The sequence below is a fragment of the Blastococcus sp. KM273129 genome, assembly GCF_021698995.1.
Classification (GTDB): Bacteria; Actinomycetota; Actinomycetes; order Mycobacteriales; family Geodermatophilaceae; genus Blastococcus.
This window is the reverse complement of sequence record NZ_SSXB01000032.1, coordinates 1-16,467: the sequence shown is the minus strand read 5'-3', so window position 1 is coordinate 16,467 and position 16,467 is coordinate 1. Positions and strand designations below refer to the sequence as shown.

At 74.7% G+C, this 16,467-nt stretch carries 18 protein-coding genes; 3 read left to right on the top strand and 15 right to left on the bottom strand.

All coding sequences use genetic code 11. The annotated features are described in order from the left end of the window. Positions 1-72: 72 nt before the first annotated feature. The 7 genes from fabG to E9565_RS11110 form a co-directional block, all read right to left on the bottom strand. On the bottom strand, positions 73-843 hold the full coding sequence (gene fabG, locus E9565_RS11140) for a 3-oxoacyl-ACP reductase FabG (RefSeq protein WP_236826981.1): 771 nt from the start codon (positions 841-843) through the stop codon (positions 73-75). Positions 844-944: 101 nt separating this feature from the next. Beyond that, complete coding sequence (locus E9565_RS11135; RefSeq protein WP_255715619.1) at positions 945-1,439, bottom strand: ATP-binding protein; 495 nt, start codon at positions 1,437-1,439, stop codon at positions 945-947. Then, the gene (locus E9565_RS11130; RefSeq protein ID WP_236835090.1) at positions 1,436-2,710 is read right to left on the bottom strand and encodes an AI-2E family transporter; all 1,275 of its coding nucleotides are present in this window, start codon (positions 2,708-2,710) and stop codon (positions 1,436-1,438) included. The genes E9565_RS11135 and E9565_RS11130 overlap by 4 nt, the downstream gene beginning before the upstream one ends. Before the next feature lie 50 nt (positions 2,711-2,760). Continuing rightward, positions 2,761-3,159 carry an ankyrin repeat domain-containing protein gene (locus tag E9565_RS11125; protein WP_236826984.1) on the bottom strand — a complete coding sequence of 133 codons (399 nt, stop codon included), beginning with the start codon at positions 3,157-3,159 and terminating at the stop codon, positions 2,761-2,763. 89 nt (positions 3,160-3,248) lie between these two features. Next, the gene (locus E9565_RS11120; RefSeq protein WP_236826985.1) at positions 3,249-3,767 is read right to left on the bottom strand and encodes a hypothetical protein; all 519 of its coding nucleotides are present in this window, start codon (positions 3,765-3,767) and stop codon (positions 3,249-3,251) included. Beyond that, positions 3,764-4,351, bottom strand: a complete 588-nt coding sequence (locus tag E9565_RS11115) for a SatD family protein (RefSeq protein ID WP_236826986.1) — start codon at positions 4,349-4,351, stop codon at positions 3,764-3,766. Before E9565_RS11115 ends, E9565_RS11120 begins: the two co-directional genes overlap by 4 nt. 38 nt (positions 4,352-4,389) lie before the next feature. Further along, complete coding sequence (locus E9565_RS11110) at positions 4,390-4,857, bottom strand: PPOX class F420-dependent oxidoreductase (RefSeq protein ID WP_236826987.1); 468 nt, start codon at positions 4,855-4,857, stop codon at positions 4,390-4,392. A 76-nt stretch (positions 4,858-4,933) separates the two neighbouring features. Between E9565_RS11110 and E9565_RS11105 the strand changes: the two genes are divergently transcribed. Continuing rightward, entirely contained in the window at positions 4,934-6,268 is a 1,335-nt protein-coding gene (locus E9565_RS11105; protein WP_236835088.1) for an AI-2E family transporter, read from the top strand. A 113-nt stretch (positions 6,269-6,381) separates the two neighbouring features. Continuing rightward, a complete protein-coding gene (locus E9565_RS11100; RefSeq protein WP_236826989.1) occupies positions 6,382-7,329 on the top strand; it encodes a proteasome assembly chaperone family protein in 948 nt (315 codons plus the stop codon). Between the two features lie 4 nt (positions 7,330-7,333). On the opposite strand, the gene E9565_RS11095 is transcribed toward E9565_RS11100, so the two are convergent. The 8 genes from E9565_RS11095 to E9565_RS11060 all read right to left on the bottom strand — a co-directional run bounded on the left by E9565_RS11095 (position 7,334) and on the right by E9565_RS11060 (position 15,797). After that, positions 7,334-8,635 (bottom strand): aromatic acid/H+ symport family MFS transporter, encoded by a 1,302-nt coding sequence (locus E9565_RS11095; RefSeq protein WP_236826990.1) that lies wholly within the window; start codon positions 8,633-8,635, stop codon positions 7,334-7,336. Between the two features lie 229 nt (positions 8,636-8,864). After that, positions 8,865-10,523 carry a catalase gene (locus tag E9565_RS11090; RefSeq protein WP_236835087.1) on the bottom strand — a complete coding sequence of 553 codons (1,659 nt, stop codon included), beginning with the start codon at positions 10,521-10,523 and terminating at the stop codon, positions 8,865-8,867. Then, complete coding sequence (locus E9565_RS11085; protein ID WP_236835085.1) at positions 10,520-11,017, bottom strand: Fur family transcriptional regulator; 498 nt, start codon at positions 11,015-11,017, stop codon at positions 10,520-10,522. Before E9565_RS11085 ends, E9565_RS11090 begins: the two co-directional genes overlap by 4 nt. A gap of 221 nt (positions 11,018-11,238) precedes the next feature. After that, on the bottom strand, positions 11,239-12,120 hold the full coding sequence (gene purU / locus E9565_RS11080) for a formyltetrahydrofolate deformylase (protein WP_236835083.1): 882 nt from the start codon (positions 12,118-12,120) through the stop codon (positions 11,239-11,241). Positions 12,121-12,206: 86 nt separating this feature from the next. Then, positions 12,207-13,139: a non-homologous end-joining DNA ligase gene (ligD, locus tag E9565_RS11075; protein ID WP_236835081.1), complete on the bottom strand. Its 933-nt coding sequence runs from the start codon at positions 13,137-13,139 to the stop codon at positions 12,207-12,209. Then, positions 13,136-14,104 carry a non-homologous end-joining DNA ligase gene (gene ligD / locus E9565_RS11070; RefSeq protein ID WP_236835078.1) on the bottom strand — a complete coding sequence of 323 codons (969 nt, stop codon included), beginning with the start codon at positions 14,102-14,104 and terminating at the stop codon, positions 13,136-13,138. Before ligD (E9565_RS11070) ends, ligD (E9565_RS11075) begins: the two co-directional genes overlap by 4 nt. Position 14,105: 1 nt before the next feature. Continuing rightward, entirely contained in the window at positions 14,106-15,083 is a 978-nt protein-coding gene (locus E9565_RS11065) for a Ku protein (protein ID WP_236826996.1), read from the bottom strand. 138 nt (positions 15,084-15,221) lie between these two features. Next, entirely contained in the window at positions 15,222-15,797 is a 576-nt protein-coding gene (locus E9565_RS11060) for a DUF1360 domain-containing protein (protein ID WP_236826997.1), read from the bottom strand. Positions 15,798-15,989: 192 nt separating this feature from the next. Here E9565_RS11060 and E9565_RS11055 point away from each other — a divergent pair, with 192 nt between their 5' ends. Then, positions 15,990-16,403 (top strand): hypothetical protein, encoded by a 414-nt coding sequence (locus tag E9565_RS11055; RefSeq protein ID WP_236826998.1) that lies wholly within the window; start codon positions 15,990-15,992, stop codon positions 16,401-16,403. Positions 16,404-16,467: the final 64 nt, after the last annotated feature.

Genomic DNA, 16,467 nt, shown 5'->3' with positions numbered 1-16,467 from the left:
CCGCCGGTCAGGCGGCCCGGCCCCTCGTGAGGGACTGGATCGGCCCCTGGTGAGGGGCAGCGGGGTCCTTCCTCAGGCCTTCGGGCCGCCGGCGGCGTAGACGACCTGGCCGGAGACGAAGCCCGCGCCCTCGCTGACGAAGAAGGACACCAGGTGCGCGATGTCCTCGGGCTTGCCGGTGCGGGCCACCGGGATCTGGGAGGCCGCGCCCTTGATGAAGTCGTCGAACGGGATGCCCATGCGGTCGGCCGTGGCCTTGGTCATCTCGGTCTCGATGAAGCCCGGGGCGATCGCGTTGGCGGTGACGCCGAACTTGCCCAGCTCGATGGCGAGGGTCTTGGTGAAGCCCTGCAGACCCGCCTTCGCCGTCGAGTAGTTGGCCTGCCCCCGGTTGCCCAGCGCCGAGGTGCTGGAGAGGTTGACGATCCGGCCCCACTTGGCGTCGATCATGTGCTTCTGCGCCGCGCGGGTCATCAGGAAGGCGCCCTTGAGGTGCACGTTCATGACGATGTCCCAGTCGGAGTCGGACATCTTGAACAGCATGTTGTCGCGGAGCACGCCCGCGTTGTTGACCAGCACGGTCGGCGGGCCGAGCTCGGTGACGATGCGCTCGATCGCGGCCTCCACCTGCGCGGTGTCGCTCACGTCGGCGCCGACGGCCAGCGCGCGGCCCCCTGCGGCCTCGATCGCCTCGACGGTGCCCTTGGCCGAGCCCTCGTCCAGGTCCAGGACGGCGACGGCGAAGCCGTCGGCGGCCAGCCGCTGGGCGGTGGCCGCGCCGATGCCGCGGGCCGCGCCGGTCACGATGGCCACGCGGGGAGCCGTGGTGCCTGCCTCGGTCATGTCGTTCCCTTCGTCTCGGATGCCTGCGGTCGCCGGGGCGGACGGCCCAAGCGCGCGGCGAGCTGCCCCCGACACGTTACGGCGGCCGGTTGCGGCCGCCGTCACACGGTCCGCCGCTCCGGCGCGCCCGCCCCGGGACCGCGGCCGTCTCCCGGCGGGAGCGGGGGCGGGACGTGCCGCACGACGTCCACCCGGTCGAAACCCTCGGCGGCCGACGGCGGCACGAAACGGGCCCGGGTCGCGTGGACGCCGACCAGCGGGACGCGGGCACGGCCGGTGCGGGCGTCGTTGCGGGCGAGGCAGACCTCCGGCGGGGTGTCCAGCCACACCGCGCGCACCGGCACCCCTGCCTCGCGGGCCAGGGCGACGAGCGACGCGCGGTCCTCCGGCGCCGGGTGGGTGTTGTCGACGACGACGCTGCGCCCGGCGGCCAGCAGCTCGGCGACCACGCGCTGCTGGCGGGCCTCGCGGCGCCGGGCCCGGGGCCAGTGGTCCTTGCTGACCACCTCGTGGGTGCCGGCCAGGTGCTCCGCCACCCAGGTGCTCTTGCCGGCCCCCTGCAGGCCGGCGAGGACGACGAGCTCCTGCGCGCTCAGGACCGCCCCGCCGGGGTCGGCGTCTCCTCCTGCTCCGCGTCGGCGGCCGCCGACCGGCGGGAGGGGTGGTGGTGCAGCCGCCGCATCGACGCCAGCGCGGCGTGCCGGTCGGCCATCCGCCGCCGGGCCCGCATGGTGCGCGGGGCGCGGGGCTCCTCGCGGAGCAGCGCGTCGAGCCAGTGGCCGCGCGGGTCGACGTCGACCATGAGCGCCTTGACCAGCAGCGTCAGCGGGATGGCCAGCAGCGCGCCGAGCGCACCGAGGACCCAGCCCCAGAACAGCAGCGCCACGAAGGTCACCGTCATCGACAGGCCGACGGAGTCGCCGACGAAGCGAGGCTGGATGAGTGTCTGGACGAGGAAGTTGAGCAGCGAGTAGACGACCAGGATCGCGACGAAGTCGCCCCAGCCCCCGGCGAGCAGCCCCAGCACCGCCGGCGGCGCGACGCCCAGCAGGAAGCCGATGTTGGGCACGTAGTTGGTGATGAAGGCGAGCAGGCCCCACAGCGGGGCCGCCGGCACGTCGAGCAGGGCGAGGGCGATCGTGTCGCCCACCGCGACGACCGCCCCGAACACCGTGCTCACCAGCAGGTAGCTGCGGGTGCCGCGGGTGAACAGGCCCAGGGCCACCGGCAGGTGCGGGCGCTCGGCCCCGATGAGCGCCAGCCGCCGGCCGAAGCCGCTGCTCTCGATGGCCATGAAGACCAGCGCCGAGAGCAGGAGCACCAGCGTGGTCGCCGCGTCGGTGAGCCGGCTCAGCAGGTCGGTGGCCAGCCCGACCAGCGAGCCGTAGTCGATCTGCTCGACGAGGTCGGAGAGCTGGCCGGAGACGATCCCCCGGCTGTTGAGGTCGGTGACGACGTCGTTGATCAGCACCTGGGCCTGGTCGGCGTAGTCCGGCAGCAGGGCGGCGAACTGGGCGACCGAGGCCACCAGCAGGGCGACGAAGGCGAGCAGCACCGCCCACACGAGCAGGAGCAGGACCGTCGTCGCCAGCCAGCGCGGCGCGCCCAGGCGCCGCAGCCCGCGCTGCACCGGGGTGAGCGCGATGACGACGACGAGGGCGAGGAACACCGGCGCCACCAGCCAGGCGACGGCCTGCAGGCCGGCGATGGCGATGGTGGCCGCGGCCGCGCCGCCCACCAGCAGCAGCCAGCGCGGCACCCCCGGCTCGGGCGCGGGCAGGCGGACGGCGGGCTCCGGCCCCGCGTCCGGCCGCGCGTCCGGCCGCGCGTCCGGCTCCGTCCCCGGCAGGTCGCGACGTGCCGGCACGCCCACCTCCCCCTCCGCCACCCGCGGCCGCACCGGTTGCGCCGAGCCCGTCAGGCCCGGCCCTCCAGCAGCTCGGTCATGGCGGGCAGGTCGAAGAACGCCGCGGTCTCGCGGGCGCTGGGCCCCCCGCCGTCGGGGTCGGCGCCCGCACCGAGGAGCAGCCGGACGGTCTCGGCGGACTGCTTGAAGACGGCGGCGGCCAGTGCCGTCTGCCCGCGGTCGTTGGCGCGGCCGTGGTCGGCGCCTCGCTCCAGCAGGGCCGCCACCGTGCCGCTGTGCCCGTGGTACGCCGCGAGGACCAGCAGGGTGTCGCCCTTGTCGTTGGTGAGGTTCACCGGCACGCCCGCGTCGACGTAGGCGGCGAGCTCGTCGGTGTGCCCGCCGCGGGCCAGGTCGAAGACGCGCCCGGCGAGCTCGATGACTCCGGGATCGATCGGCTGGCCGCTCACCCGACCCAGCGTAGGAGACCGCCGGCGCCCGGGTCCGGACGCCGGTCGGTCCCCCGCCACCGCGGGCAGCGCGCCACGCGCACCAGCACTCACCCGCGCAGCAGGACCGCGACCCCCACGCAGGCGGCGGCCCACAGCCCGCTCGCCAGGGTGCCGACGATGAACCGCTCGGCCGCCGCCGGGGCGCGCAGCTCGGAGAACCGGCCCAGCCCCTTGACGGCGAGGACGACCGCGAGCCCCTCGGGCCACCCGACCAGCAGGGTGGCGGCGATCGCGCCCCGCTCGAGCACGCCGATCCACGCGCCGCCCCGGAGGATGTCGGGGTCCTGCGGCCCCCCGCCGACCCCGGTGGCGGCGGGGTCGGCGGCGTGCAGGACCGCCGTCGCCACCGGCCCGCCCCCGGTGACCGCGGCCAGCGCGGCGAGCGCCGCGCCGGCCTGGGCCACGCCGGCCCCGCCGTCGGCCGGCCAGGCGAAGGCGGCGGCGACCGCGAGCGACCCGACCAGCGCGACGGCGCCGGCAGCGCCGGTCCCCCGCTCCCCGCGCAGGGCGAGGACCAGCCCCGCGAGAGCGGCCAGGCCGAGCAGCAGCAGGACGGCGGCGCTCATCCCGCCGCCCGCTGCAGGAGGCGGGCCGCCGTCGGCCGCAGCTCGCGCTCGAGGTCCCAGGAGGCGGCGCCGAGGCGCTGGCCGACCGCCTGGCGCGAGATGCCCAGGGCCGCGGCCGCCTCGGCCTGCGTGCGCCCGCCCTCGACCAGCTCGATCGCCTCCCACGCCTGCTCGCTGCGGCGGCCGACGATCACCGCCAGCGCGCCGAGCACCGCCTGCGCATCGGCGGCGTCGGCGGCCACCGCCCCGCGGACGGCCAGGTGCACGGAGCGCTGCTTGGCCGCGTCGACGGCGCGCCGGGCGCACAGGAACGCCGGACCGGCCGCCGCCCGCGTGCTCGGCGGCAGCGGCTGCTGGGCCCCGCCCGCGCCGATCCCGATGCTCCACCCCCCCAGCCGGACCAGGCGCAGGGCGACGTCGACGGCGGCCTCGGGCTCACCGAGGACCCCCTGGAACTCGTCGCCGGCGGTGCGCTCGAAGGCCAGCACCGTCCCGACCTCGGCGTTGAGCTGCGCCAGGACGCCGGCGACCCGGTCGGGCCCGCGCCGGCTGCCCCGCTGGTCGACCGTCAGCACGTACACCACTGGGAAAGCCTGACACCTTTCCTCGGCATGAGCAAGCCTCAGAGCTTGTCGGCCACCCCGGCGGGGAAGCCGCCGGTCGCGATGGGGCCCCACGAGGTCACGGTCACCCGCAGCAGCGCCTTGCCCTGGCGCTCCATGGCGGCGCGGTACTCGGCCCAGTCGGGGTGCTCCCCGCTGATCGACCGGTAGTACTCGACCAGGGGCTCCAGCGCCTCGGGCAGCCCGAGCACCTCGGCGCGGCCGTCGAGCTGCACCCAGGGACCGTCCCACTCGTCGGACAGCACGCAGAGCGAGACGGCGGGGTCACGCCGTGCGTTGGCGACCTTGGCCCGCTGCGGGTACGTGGAGACGACGACGCGCCCCTCGGCGTCCACCCCGCAGGTCACCGGCGAGAGCTGGGCGCCGCCCTCGCGCCGGCGGGTGAGCAGCACCGCGCGGTGCCGGGGGCGGAGGAACTCGAGGAGGGCTTCCCGGTCGACCCGGTCGGCCGTCGCGATCTTCGGCATACCGGCACGCTACGACGCGGGTGTGATGATCGTTTCCCACCCGGTCGGTCGCGTGCATCTGTGTTGAGATCGCTGCATGAGGATCCGCTTGCCCGGCCGCACGGACCCGCCGCCGGACGAGACCGCCGAGGACGTGGAGCCCGACCAGCCCGCGCCCGACGCCGGCGTCCGGCCGGCCACGCACGCCCCCGCCCCCACCACCGAGCGCGGGGAGCGCCTGCGCCGGGCGAGCCGCGCCGTGGCCGTCGCCTCGGCCGAGCTGCTGCTCATCGTCGGCGGCGTGTACGTCCTCGGCTGGGTCCTCGGACGGCTCTGGGTGGTCCTGCTGCCCGTCGTCCTCGGGCTGCTCTTCACCACGGTGCTGTGGCCGCCCACCCGCTTCCTGCGCAACCACGGCTGGCCCTCGGCCCTCGCCGCGCTCACCGTGCTCCTCACCTTCTTCGCCGCCTTCGCCGGGATCATCGCCCTGATCGCGCCCCCCGTCGTGGGGCAGGTCGAGGAACTCGGCACCGGCGTCAGCGAGGGCCTGCAGCAGCTGCAGAGCTGGCTGACCGGCCCGCCCTTCAACCTGGGCGAGGAGCAGATCGGCACCGCCGTCGACCAGGCGATCAACACCATCCAGGGCAACGCCCAGAACATCGCGCAGTACGCCGTCACCGGCGCCACGGCGATCGGCGGCGCGCTGATCAACCTGGTGCTGGCGCTGGTGCTCACCTTCTTCTTCCTCAAGGACGGCCCCCGCTGGGTGCCGTGGCTGGCCGCGCAGACCGGTCCTCCCGCGGCGCCGCACGTGGCCGCGCTCTCCTACAAGACCTGGTCGACGCTCTCGGAGTTCATCCGCCAGCAGGCCCTCGTCGGGTTCTTCGACGCGTTCTTCATCGCCCTCGGCCTGTGGATCCTGGGCGTGCCCCTGGTGCTGCCGCTGGCGGTGCTGACCTTCTTCGGCGCGTTCATCCCGATCATCGGTGCCTTCGTCGCCGGCGGCTTCGCGGTGCTCATCGCGCTGGTCGACAGCGGCTTCACCACGGCCCTGATCGTGCTCGGGATCGTGATCCTCGTGCAGCAGATCGAGGGCAACATCCTCCAGCCGATCCTCCAGGGCCGCGGGCTGAACCTGCACGCCGCCGTGGTGATCCTGGCCGTCACCGCGGGCGCCAGCCTGGCGGGCATCATCGGCGCGTTCCTCGCCGTCCCGGTGACCGCGCTCATCGCCGTCGCCTACCGCTACGGGCGCGACCAGCTGGACGGCAAGTCCCCGGAGATCCTCCCGGACGGGACCCGGGCGCAGATCGTCCCCGACGAGACCGGCGCCCACCTGACCCGCGAGCAGGCCGCCCCGGCGGAGGACGGGGACGCGGAGGCGGACCGGCAGCACGGCGAGGGCGGCCGGGAGGAGCCCGCCACCCGCTGACCCGCCCGACCGGGTGGGCCTGCGGCCGGGGGGGAATGCCGCGGGCCGCCCCGCGGCTCTACCGAGGAGCGCTACCCGCCAGCTCCACCCGATCACCCCACAGGAGGTGCCCCGTGGCCCAGCGACCGGAGGACCTGGTCGAGCTGCTCCCCGCGGCGGAGCCGTTCCTCGCCCGCGAGGCCGCCGTCAGCGACCCGGCCGGGCGGCGGGGGCTCGTGCTCGTGCACGACCTCGCCGGCGACTTCGACGCCGCCTCCGCCGGCACGCTCGCCGGCGCACACCTGCTGGCCTCGTTGCCGCACGAGGTGATCGCCCGCTTCGACGCCGACAGCCTCGTCGACTACCGGGCCCGCCGCCCGCGCATGACGTTCAACGCCGATCACTACGAGGGCTTCACCGCGCCCGAGATCCAGCTCTACGCCGTCGAGGACGACGCGGGGAGGACGTTCCTCCTGCTGCACGGCGCCGAGCCCGACTACGCCTGGGAGCGGTTCGCCGCCGCCGTCGGCGGGCTGGTGGAGCGGCTCGGCGTCACCTCCGTCGCCGCGCTGCAGGCCATCCCGATGCCGGTGCCCCACACCCGGCCGGTCACCGTCACCGCGCACGCGACGCGGCGGCAGCTGATCGAGTCCTATCCGGTGTACTGGGGCGAGATGCGGATCCCCGGCAGCGTCTCGGCGCTGCTGGAGCTGCGCATGGGCGAGGCCGGGGTGGACGCCTTCGGGGTCGCCGCGCACGTGCCGCACTACCTGGCGCAGGCCACCTACCCCGCCGCCTCCCTCGCGCTGCTCGAGCACCTGGAGCGGCTGACCGGGCTCCAGCTGCCGACCGAGTCGCTGCGCGAGGCCGCCGAACTGCACCGCACCGAGGTCGACGCCCAGATCGCGCGGTCGGCGGACAACGTCGCCGTCGTGGCCGCCCTGGAGGAGCAGTACGACTCCTTCACCGCCGCCCGCGAGGGCACCGACCTGCTGGGCGGTGCCGGCGAGGTGCCCAGCGCCGAGGAGATCGGCGCCGAGTTCGAGCGGTTCCTCGCCGACCAGGACCGCCGACGCGACTGACCGGTCAGGGCCGGTCGCGCCGCCGGGTGGCGCTGAGGGCCACCGCCCCGAGCGCGCCGACGGCGGCGAACAGGTAGAAGCCCCAGGGGAACGCGATGCCGGCGGTGACGAGCGCGCCGGTGAGCACCGGCCCGACGATGGCGCCGATCCGCCCGGCCCCGGCGGACCAGCCCAGCGCGGTGGCGCGCACCTGCGGCGGGTGGTTGGCGCTGGTGAACGCGTACACCAGCACCTGGGCGCTGAAGACGAAGCAACCGGTCAGGAAGCACATCGCGTAGAGGCCGGCAGTGGGCAGCTCCACCGACAGCAGCGCGAGGAACAGCGCACCCGAGGCGAACCAGACCATCCCGGCCGAGCGCGCACCGATCCGGTCGGCCACCGCGCCGGCCACCAGCAGGCCGACCACGGCGCCCACGTTCAGCACGAGCAGGAAGGCCAGGGAGTCGCCGAGGTCGTAGCCGGCCTCCCGCATGATCGTCGGCAGCCAGTTGTTCAGGCCGTACACCAGCAGCAGGCCCATGAAGGACGTGACACCGATGGCGACGGTGTTGCGCACGTAGCGCGCCGCGAAGAGGGCCCGCAGGGTGTCGGCCGCCCCGGCGGGCGCCTCCGGGGCCGGGTCGGTGCCGCCCGCCGGCTGCTCGAGCTCGAGCCCGTACCGGGCGGCCACCCGCTCGGCCTCCGCCCTCCGGCCCTGCGCCAGGAGGAACGCCGCCGACTCCGGCAACCGGGCGAGCATCAGCGGCACCAGCACCAGTGCGGGCAGCGCGCCGATCACGAACATCCACCGCCACCCGAGCGCCGGGACGACGACGATGGCCAGCGCCGCCGTCGCCACCGCGCCGACGTGGTAGCCGGTCATCATCGTCGTGGTCGCCCGGCCGCTGCGGCCTGCCCGCGTGAACTCGTTGACCATCGCGATCGCGGTCGGCAGGGCGCCGCCGAGGCCGATGCCGGCCAGGAAGCGCAGCACCCCGAAGACGAGGGCGTTGGGCGCGAAGGCGCAGAGCAGGGTGAGCACGGAGAAGGCCACGACGGCGCCGATGAGCGCCTTCCGCCGGCCCACCAGGTCGGTCAGGGTGCCGATGGTCAGCGCGCCGATCATCATGCCGACCAGGCCGACGGTGATGACCGCGGTCGCTCCGGCGCCGCTGAGCGCCCACTCCTCCGGCGTGCGCAGGGTGGGGATCACCGCACCCACCACCACGAGGTCGAAGCCGTCCAGCAGGACGGCGATCCAGCACAGCGGGGCCACCCAGCCGACCGCGCGGCGGCTGCTGGTGGCGGTGGTGGGAGCGGAGTCCACGTCGTCCCCTCGGGTCGGCGAGCGTCGCCACACGCTAGGTCCCGGACCGCCGCGGGCCCGCACCGGCCTTCCGGGGGGGTGGAAATCCGCAGGCGGCGACGGGCCGCGACCGGGGAGGTCCGGTCACGGCCCGCGGCACGTGCGCTCCGGACGGAGCGAGCGGTGATCACGTCCGTCGGCCCCGGTGCCCGCCGTGACCATGCGCCCGGCGGGGGCACCGAGGCCTCTCTCAGGCGACGACGACGCGCTCGTTCGGCACGCAATGCGTCATGACGTGACCGGCCACGTCCCGCGGGCCGTTCTTGCCGAGGTTGGCCGCGCGCTGCAGCTCCTCCTCGGACAGGGTCTGCGTCTGCAGCGGCTCCAGGCCGCGGACGTCGTCGGCGGAGATGCCCAGGGCCTCGCCGACCCGCTGGCCCCACTCGTCGTCGCACATGAAGAAGTGCCAGACCATCCGCTCCTGGATCTCGCGGCGGCACTGCTGCAGGGCGCCGACCAGGTTGGTGACCAGGTCGTCCTTCTCCCACTGCTCGGAGAGCTGGTACCGCTCCCCGGCCTGCTGGTAGTCGTTGGTCCGCGGGATCCGCTTGCGGGTGAGCCGGCCGTTGATGACCGGGCCCTGCTCGTCGTGGCCGGGGTAGGTGGCCTCGCGCAGGCCGCCGGTGATCGACGGCTCGTAGTTGACGTGCGGGTTGCCGCCCACGTCGTCGCGGCCGTAGGACATCGGGCCGCCCTGCTGGTTGGTGTTCACCGGCACCTTGGGGCGGTTGACCGGGAGCTGCAGGTAGTTCGGCCCCACCCGGTAGCGCTGGGTGTCGGAGTAGGAGAACGTCCGGCCGACGAGCATCTTGTCGTCGGAGAAGTCCAGTCCGTCGACCAGCACACCGGTGCCGAACGCGATCTGCTCGTTCTCGGCGAAGAAGTCCTCGGGCATCCGGTCGAGGGTCATGGTGCCGACCTTGCGGAGCGGGAAGACCTCCTCCGGCCACACCTTGGTGTCGTCGAGCGGGTCGAAGTCGAGCTCGGGGTGCTCGTCGTCGCTCATGAGCTGCACGTGCAGCTCCCACGACGGGAAGTCGCCGGCCGCGATCGAGTCGTGGAGGTCCTTGGTGTGGGCCCCGAGGGTCTGCGCCTGCACCTTGGCGCCGTCCTCGGCGGTGTAGGACTTCACGCCCTGCTCGGGCAGCCAGTGGTACTTCACCAGGACGGTCTCGCCCTGGGCGTTGACCCACTTGTAGGTGTTCACGCCGAAGCCCTGCATGTGGCGGTAGGAGGCCGGCAGGCCACGGGGGCTGAAGACCAGCGAGACCATGTGCATGGCCTCCGGGGTCTGGCTGAAGAAGTCGAACGCGCGCTCGGCGACGTTCGCCTCGAAGGTCACCGGGTCGGGCTTCTGCGAGTGGATGAAGTCCGGGAACTTGATGGCGTCACGGATGAAGAAGACGCCCAGGTTGTTGCCGACGAGGTCCCAGTTGCCCTCCTCGGTGTAGAACTTCACGGCGAAGCCGCGCGGGTCGCGGGCCATCTCCGAGGAGTCGCGGCCACCGGCCACGGTCGAGAAGCGCAGCGCCACGTCGGTGCGCTTGCCCTTCTCCTGGAACAGCTTGGCGCGGGTGTACTTCCCGATCGGCTCGTCGCCGACGGTGCCGTCGGCCTCGAACCAGCCGTAGGCGGTCACGCCGCGGGCGTGCACCACGCGCTCCGGGATGCGCTCCCGGTCGAAGTGGCTGATCTTCTCGAGGAACTGGTAGTTCTCCAGGGTGGCGGGGCCCCGGGCGCCCACCGTCCGCTGGTTCTGGTTGTCGTAGACCGGGTGGCCCTGACGGTTGGTCAGGACCGGCTTGCCGGCCTGGCTGGGCGCCGTGCCCTGCGATGCGACGTCGGTCATGCTCCTGCTCCTCCTCGGGTCCCGTGCTCCTCGAGCTGCACGGGGTCGGCGGCGTCCGCGACCTGGCGGCCACGGTTCTGACATGCCCGGCACAGCCCCCAGAACACGACCTCGGCCTCGTCGACGACGAAGCCGGCCGGGTCCGAGGGGGCCAGGCAGGGGGCCGCGCCCAGGACGCAGTCGACATCCGCGACCGCGCCGCACGAGCGGCAGACCAGGTGGTGGTGGTTGTCGCCCACCCGCAGCTCGAACAGCGCGGGCGCACCCGCGGGCTCGATCCGGCGGGCGATCCCCGCGGCGACGAGGGCCTTGAGGACGCCGTAGACGGCCTGCGGGGACAGCGACGGGTGCAGCCCGCGGGCGCCGGTCACGATCGCGTCGGCGTCCGCGTGCGGCCGGTCGGCCAGGACGCTCAGCACCGACAGCCGGGGTCGCGTCACGCGCAGCCCCGCCTCCCGCAGCCGGTGCGCCCAGATCGTCTCCACGTCGACCATCCAACGCCCCTTTCTTGACTCAGTCAAGAAAACGGCACCGGCGGCTGGGTGCCCGGCGGTCGACCCCGCCACGCGGCCTCCCTGACCGTGCACCGCGAGGGAGGACGCGCCCCGATCAGGTCGGCCGACGGCCGCCTCGTGGGCCGGCAGCACCTGTCGCCACGCGGGTCGGACCCGGGGCGAGCTGATCCTGGAGCGCCGGCAGACGGGGCGCCCTCACCTCAGGCGAAGACGATCGTCCGGTCGCCCTCGACGATGACCCGGTCCTCCACGTGCCAGGTCACCGCCTGCGCCAGCACCTGCCGCTCGACGTAGCGCCCGACCCGACGCATGTCCTCGACCGTCGCGCGGTGGTCCACCCGGGCCACCTCCTGCTCGATGATCGGCCCGGCGTCGAGCTCCGCCGTGACGTAGTGGGCGGTCGCCCCGATGAGCTTCACCCCGCGGTCGTGCGCGGCCTGGTACGGGTTCGCCCCGACGAAGGCCGGCAGGAAGCTGTGGTGGATGTTGATCAGCCGCTCGGGGAACCGGGCGCAGAACTCCGGCGACACGATCTGCATGTAGCGCGCCAGCACCACGAGGTCGACGTCGCCGACGATCTCCAGCGCCCGCGCCTCGGCGTCGGCCTTGGTGCCCGGCGTGACCGGCACGTGGTGGAAGGGGATCCCCGCCGAGGCCGCCACCGGTTCCAGGTCGGGGTGGTTGCTGACGACCGCGGTGATGTCGGCGCGCAGGTCCCCGGCGCGGACCCGGTAGACGAGCTCCTGCAGCACGTGGTCGGTCCGGCTGACGAAGACGGCGAGGGTGGGGCGGTGCGCGGCCTCCGTCAACCGCCAGGTGAGCCGCCACTCGTGGGAGAGCTGGTCCAGCCGCCGCTCCAGCTCCGCGCGCCGCCCGGCGAGGTCCGCGAGGACGAACTCCAGCCGCAGGGTGAAGATGCCGCCGCTGGGGTCGGAGGAGTGCTGCTGGGACTCCGTGATGTTCGCGCCGACCTCGGCCATCAGACCGCTGAGCGCGGCGACGATCCCGGGCCGGTCGGGGCAGCGGACGACCAGCCGCCCGAGGTCGGCGGTGCGGGGGTCGTGCTGGTCGGCGGCTGGCATGGCGCAGAGTTTCCCAGAGCGCGATCGCGGCCCCGTCCGGAGGCTCACCCCGAGCGGGCGAGGGGTGAGGAGGACGGGGTCCGCCATCAGGCCGGGGGCAGGGGTGCGCGCCGGGCGCCGGCGACGTCGAACAGGTCGCCGTACTCCTCGACGCGGGCCAGCACCTGATCGGTCGTGAAGCGCAGCGCGGCCGGGTCGAGGGAGCCGTCGCGCACGGCGTCCACCTCGTCCCAGCCGATCGGGGTGGAGACGGTCGCGCCCGCCCGGGCCCGCAGCGAGTAGGGCGCCACCGTCGTCTTGGCCGGGTTGTTCTGGCTCCAGTCGATGAGCACCTTGCCCGGGCGCAGGGCCTTCTCCATCCGCCAGACGACGCGCTCCGGTGTCTCGGCGGACAGCTCCTGGGCCAGCTCCTTCGCGTACCGGCTGGGGTGCTCGCGGTCGGCCGGCGGCTCGATCGGCGCGTAGACCTGCATGCCCTTGGAGCCCGAGGTCTTCACCACCGGGTCCAGGCCGTCGGCCTCGAGCCGCACGCCGAGCCGCTCGGCGACCTCGCAGCACTCGGCGATGCCGGTCTCCGGGCCCGGGTCGAGGTCGAGCACCAGCAGGTCGGGCAGCTGCGGCTCCCCCGCGTCGTCCACCCGCCACTGGGGCACGTGCACCTCCAGGGCCGCGAGGTTCGCCGCCCACGCCAGGTCGGGGACCTCGGCGAGCAGCACCATGTCGAGCGTCTCGCGGCCCCGCGAGCTGCCCGGGCTCGGCAACCGGACCCGGCGCACCCAGTCCGGAGCGTGCCGGGCGCTGTTCTTCTCGAAGAAGGCCTGCCCCTCCACCCCGTCGGGCCACCGGGTGAAGGTCACCGGCCGGCCGGCCAGGTGCGGCAGCAGCACCGGTGCGATGCGCACGTAGTAGTCGATGACCTGCGCCTTGGTGAAGCCCACCTCGGGGAAGAGCACCTTGTCCAGGTTCGACACCGACAGCCGCCGGCCGCCGATCTCGACGAGCTGCCTGGCCGGGCTCACGACTCGCGCACCACGTCGTCGGGCTCCAGGTCGTCGCGCACCCCGCGCCAGACCGGGTGCCGCAGCCGACCCTCCGCCGTCCAGACCGCGTAGCCCACCTCCCCGACCAGGTCGGGCTCCACCCACTGCGCGTCGCGGGTGATCTCACGCGGCAGCGCCCCGTCGAAGGGTGACGACGACCGCCGGGTGAGCAGCCGCTGCAGGTCGCGGAGGTCCTGGTCGCCGAAGCCGGTGCCCACGTGCCCGACGTAGACCAGCCGGCCGTCGTCGTCCGGCACGCCCACCAGCAGCGAGCCGATGGTGCCCGCGCGCCGGCCCTGCCCGGGCCGCCACCCGCCGACGACGACCGACTGCGTGGAGACGTTCTTGACCTTGCGCCACTCGGGGCTGCGGGCGCCGTCGCGGTAGGGGGAGGCCAGCCGCTTGGCCACGATGCCCTCGAGGCCGTTCTCCTCGCTGGCCGCCCGCACCTGCGCACCGGAGCCGGGGAACCACGGCGTCACCACCCAGCGGCCACCGGCGGGCGCGAGGTCGTCGAGCAGCGCCCGGCGCTCGCCGTAGGGGCGGCCCCGCAGGTCGGTGCCGTCGAGGGCGAGCAGGTCGAAGACGAGGTAGGTCACCGGGGCGGCCGCCGCCAGCCGCGACACCTCGGGCCCGGTGCGGTGCATCCGGCTCTGCAGCGCACCGAAGTCCGGCCGCCCCCGGGCGTCCATCAGCACGATCTCGCCGTCGACGACGACGTCGCGGCCGGCGAGCGCACCCGGGAGCCGCGCCACCTCCGGGTAGCGGACGGTGATGTCGCCGCCCTTGCGCGAGGCGAGCACCAGCCGGCCGTCGCGGACCCCGGCGACCGCGCGCACCCCGTCCCACTTGAACTCGTACCCCCAGCCGTCGTCGTCGGCGGGCAGTTCCCCGGGCACGGCGAGCATCGGCAGCGGGAGGCCGGCCGGTTCGGGCGCCGCCACCTCAGGCGCTGCGGCGGGCCCGCTTGGCCGGTGGCTTGTCGCCGCCGGTGGCCCGCGATGTCGTCTTCCCCGCGGCCGCCTTCTTGGGAGCCGCCTTCTTGGCGGCGGCCTTCTTCGCCGGAGGCTTCTCCGCCGGTTCGGCGGCGGCCTTCCGGGTGGACGCCGCCTTCTTCGCCGGCGGCTTCTCCGGCGCCTCCTCGGCGGCGCCGCCGCGGGCCCGCTCGACGCTGCGGCGCAGGGCGCTCATCAGGTCGACGACGGCGGCCCCCTCGTCCGGCACCTCCGCCGGCTGGGCCACCTCGCCCCCGGTCTGCTTGGCCTCCAGCAGCGCGGTCATCGCCTCGCGGTAGTCGTCGGTGAACTGCGTGGGGTCGAACTCGGTGGTCATCGAGCCGATGAGGGCCTCGGCCATCTTCAGCTCCTGCGGCCGCACCGAGATGTCCTCGTCCAGGAAGCCGAAGTCGGGCCGCCGGATCTCGTCGGGCCACCGCATGGTGTGCAGCACGAGGACGCCGTCGCGCACCCGCAGGGCGGCGAGCGACTCGCGCTGCCGCAGGGCGATCTTGGTGATCGCGACCTGGCCGGCGTTCTCCAGCGCGTCGCGCAGCAGGACGTAGGGGCGGGCCGCGGGGCCGTCGGGCTCGAGGTAGTAGGTCTTCTCGAACATGATCGGGTCGATCTCGCCCTGGTCGACGAACTCCAGCACCTCGATCTCCCGGCGGGTGCTGAGCGGCAGCTCGTCGAAGTCCTCGTCGGTGAGGATGACGACCTCGCCGCTGGGCAGCTCGTAGCCCTTGGCGATGTCGGCGTACTCGAGCTCCTCGCCGTCGATCGAGCACACCCGCCGGTACTTCACCCGGCCGCCGTCGGCCGCGTGCACCTGGTGGAAGCGGATGTCCTTGTCCTCGGTCGCCGAGTACAGCTTCACGCCGATGCTGACCAGGCCGAACGACACGGCGCCGCGCCAGATCGATCGCATGCCGAGCCTCCCTCGCACCCGTTGCGCCGGGCGGTCCCCGGCCCGCAGCCGGGTCAAGATCGCAGGATAGGTCCGCCGCGCCCCCCGCGGCAGCGCGAACGCCGCGCCGGGTACCCCCGACGGGCGACCGCCGGGAACTCAGACCGGCTCGCCCGGCGCGTCCGCCGTCGGCGTGAGCGCCCCGTTCTGGATCGAGTCGTACACGAACTGCAGGACGTCGGAGCCGGCCACGGTGGTCATGGTCAGCGCGGCCAGCCGGGTGGCCCGCGGCGCCGTCACGTACCCGAAGACGAAGGCCGTGCCCACCCACTGGGCCAGGCAGAAGGGGCAGGTGAGCAGCTCCCCGACGGCGTGCTTCACCCCGCCGTGCTCGCGCACCTCCTCGGCGACCTCCGCGTGCCCGGAGGCTCCCTCGAACCGGACGAACGGCGCCCGCAGCGGGCTGGTCACCGGGTCCTTGGCGATGCGCCGGGCCAGCCGGAACGTGGCGATGGTGAGCAGCGCGACGTCGCCCGGCGGGATCCGCTCCGGCAGCTGCCGGCCCGCCGCCCGCACGGCTGCGGCACCGGCCGCGACCAGCCCCGCGTAGACGCCCATGGCGCCCAGGTCGCCGGCCAGGGGCCGCGGCTCGCCCTGGGTGTACTCGCGTTCCTGGGTGCGCGCCCACCGGCGGAGCGGCGCCCCCACCCGCTGGACCTCGTCTGCGATCGCCATGGCCCCCCGCTACCCGGCAGGCGCGCGACCATGCCGAGCCCGCCCCCGCAGTGCGGCGGGGCACACCGGCGCATGGGGACCGGGCACCCGGGTAGGGCCGGGGTCCGGCGCCGGCCCCCCGGCCGGCGCGGCGTCCCCCGTGCGACGCCGACGAGGACCACGAGCGCACCCGCGCAGAGACGGAGGCACCGCATGACGCAGCCCGAGGGCCAGACCGCGCGCGACGTCTTCCCCGAGGACGACGGCATCCCCGAGGTCGCGCAGGACGACTCCCCCACGATGGACCGCGCGGAGGACCCGCAGTTCGAGCCGCTGCCCGGCGAGCGGCCCACCGCCACCACCGACTTCGGCACCACCGCCTTCGAGCAGTCCGAGGGCGAGCCGCTGACCGAGCGGCTGGAGCGGGAGCTCCCCGACGACGCGCTCGACGTGCGGCCCGCCGAGGACCCGGACCGCGCGGACGCCCAGCTGGAGCAGGACACCTCCACGAGCCCCGTGAGCGACTCGGGCACCAACCGCACCGCCGACGACGTCGAGGCGACCGCGGACCTGCCCGTGGGCGGCGAGGGTCCCGAGGAGTCCGCCGTCCACGTCACCGACGGCTGAGCGCTCCCCGCAGACCCTCACCGACCCGCCCCCCGGGGACCACCCGGTGGGGGCGGCGGGGGGC

Excerpts from the sequence above, each read along its gene's own strand:
- fabG (WP_236826981.1), bottom strand. The coding sequence starts at position 843 with ATGACCGAGGCAGGCACCACGGCTCCCCGCGTGGCCATCGTGACCGGC.
- E9565_RS11120 (WP_236826985.1), bottom strand. The coding sequence starts at position 3,767 with ATGAGCGCCGCCGTCCTGCTGCTGCTCGGCCTGGCCGCTCTCGCGGGG.
- E9565_RS11110 (WP_236826987.1), bottom strand. The coding sequence starts at position 4,857 with ATGCCGAAGATCGCGACGGCCGACCGGGTCGACCGGGAAGCCCTCCTC.
- E9565_RS11105 (WP_236835088.1), top strand. The coding sequence starts at position 4,934 with ATGAGGATCCGCTTGCCCGGCCGCACGGACCCGCCGCCGGACGAGACC.
- E9565_RS11090 (WP_236835087.1), bottom strand. The coding sequence starts at position 10,523 with ATGACCGACGTCGCATCGCAGGGCACGGCGCCCAGCCAGGCCGGCAAG.
- E9565_RS11085 (WP_236835085.1), bottom strand. The coding sequence starts at position 11,017 with ATGGTCGACGTGGAGACGATCTGGGCGCACCGGCTGCGGGAGGCGGGG.
- purU (WP_236835083.1), bottom strand. The coding sequence starts at position 12,120 with ATGCCAGCCGCCGACCAGCACGACCCCCGCACCGCCGACCTCGGGCGG.
- E9565_RS11065 (WP_236826996.1), bottom strand. The coding sequence starts at position 15,083 with ATGCGATCGATCTGGCGCGGCGCCGTGTCGTTCGGCCTGGTCAGCATC.
- E9565_RS11060 (WP_236826997.1), bottom strand. The coding sequence starts at position 15,797 with ATGGCGATCGCAGACGAGGTCCAGCGGGTGGGGGCGCCGCTCCGCCGG.
- E9565_RS11055 (WP_236826998.1), top strand. The coding sequence starts at position 15,990 with ATGACGCAGCCCGAGGGCCAGACCGCGCGCGACGTCTTCCCCGAGGAC.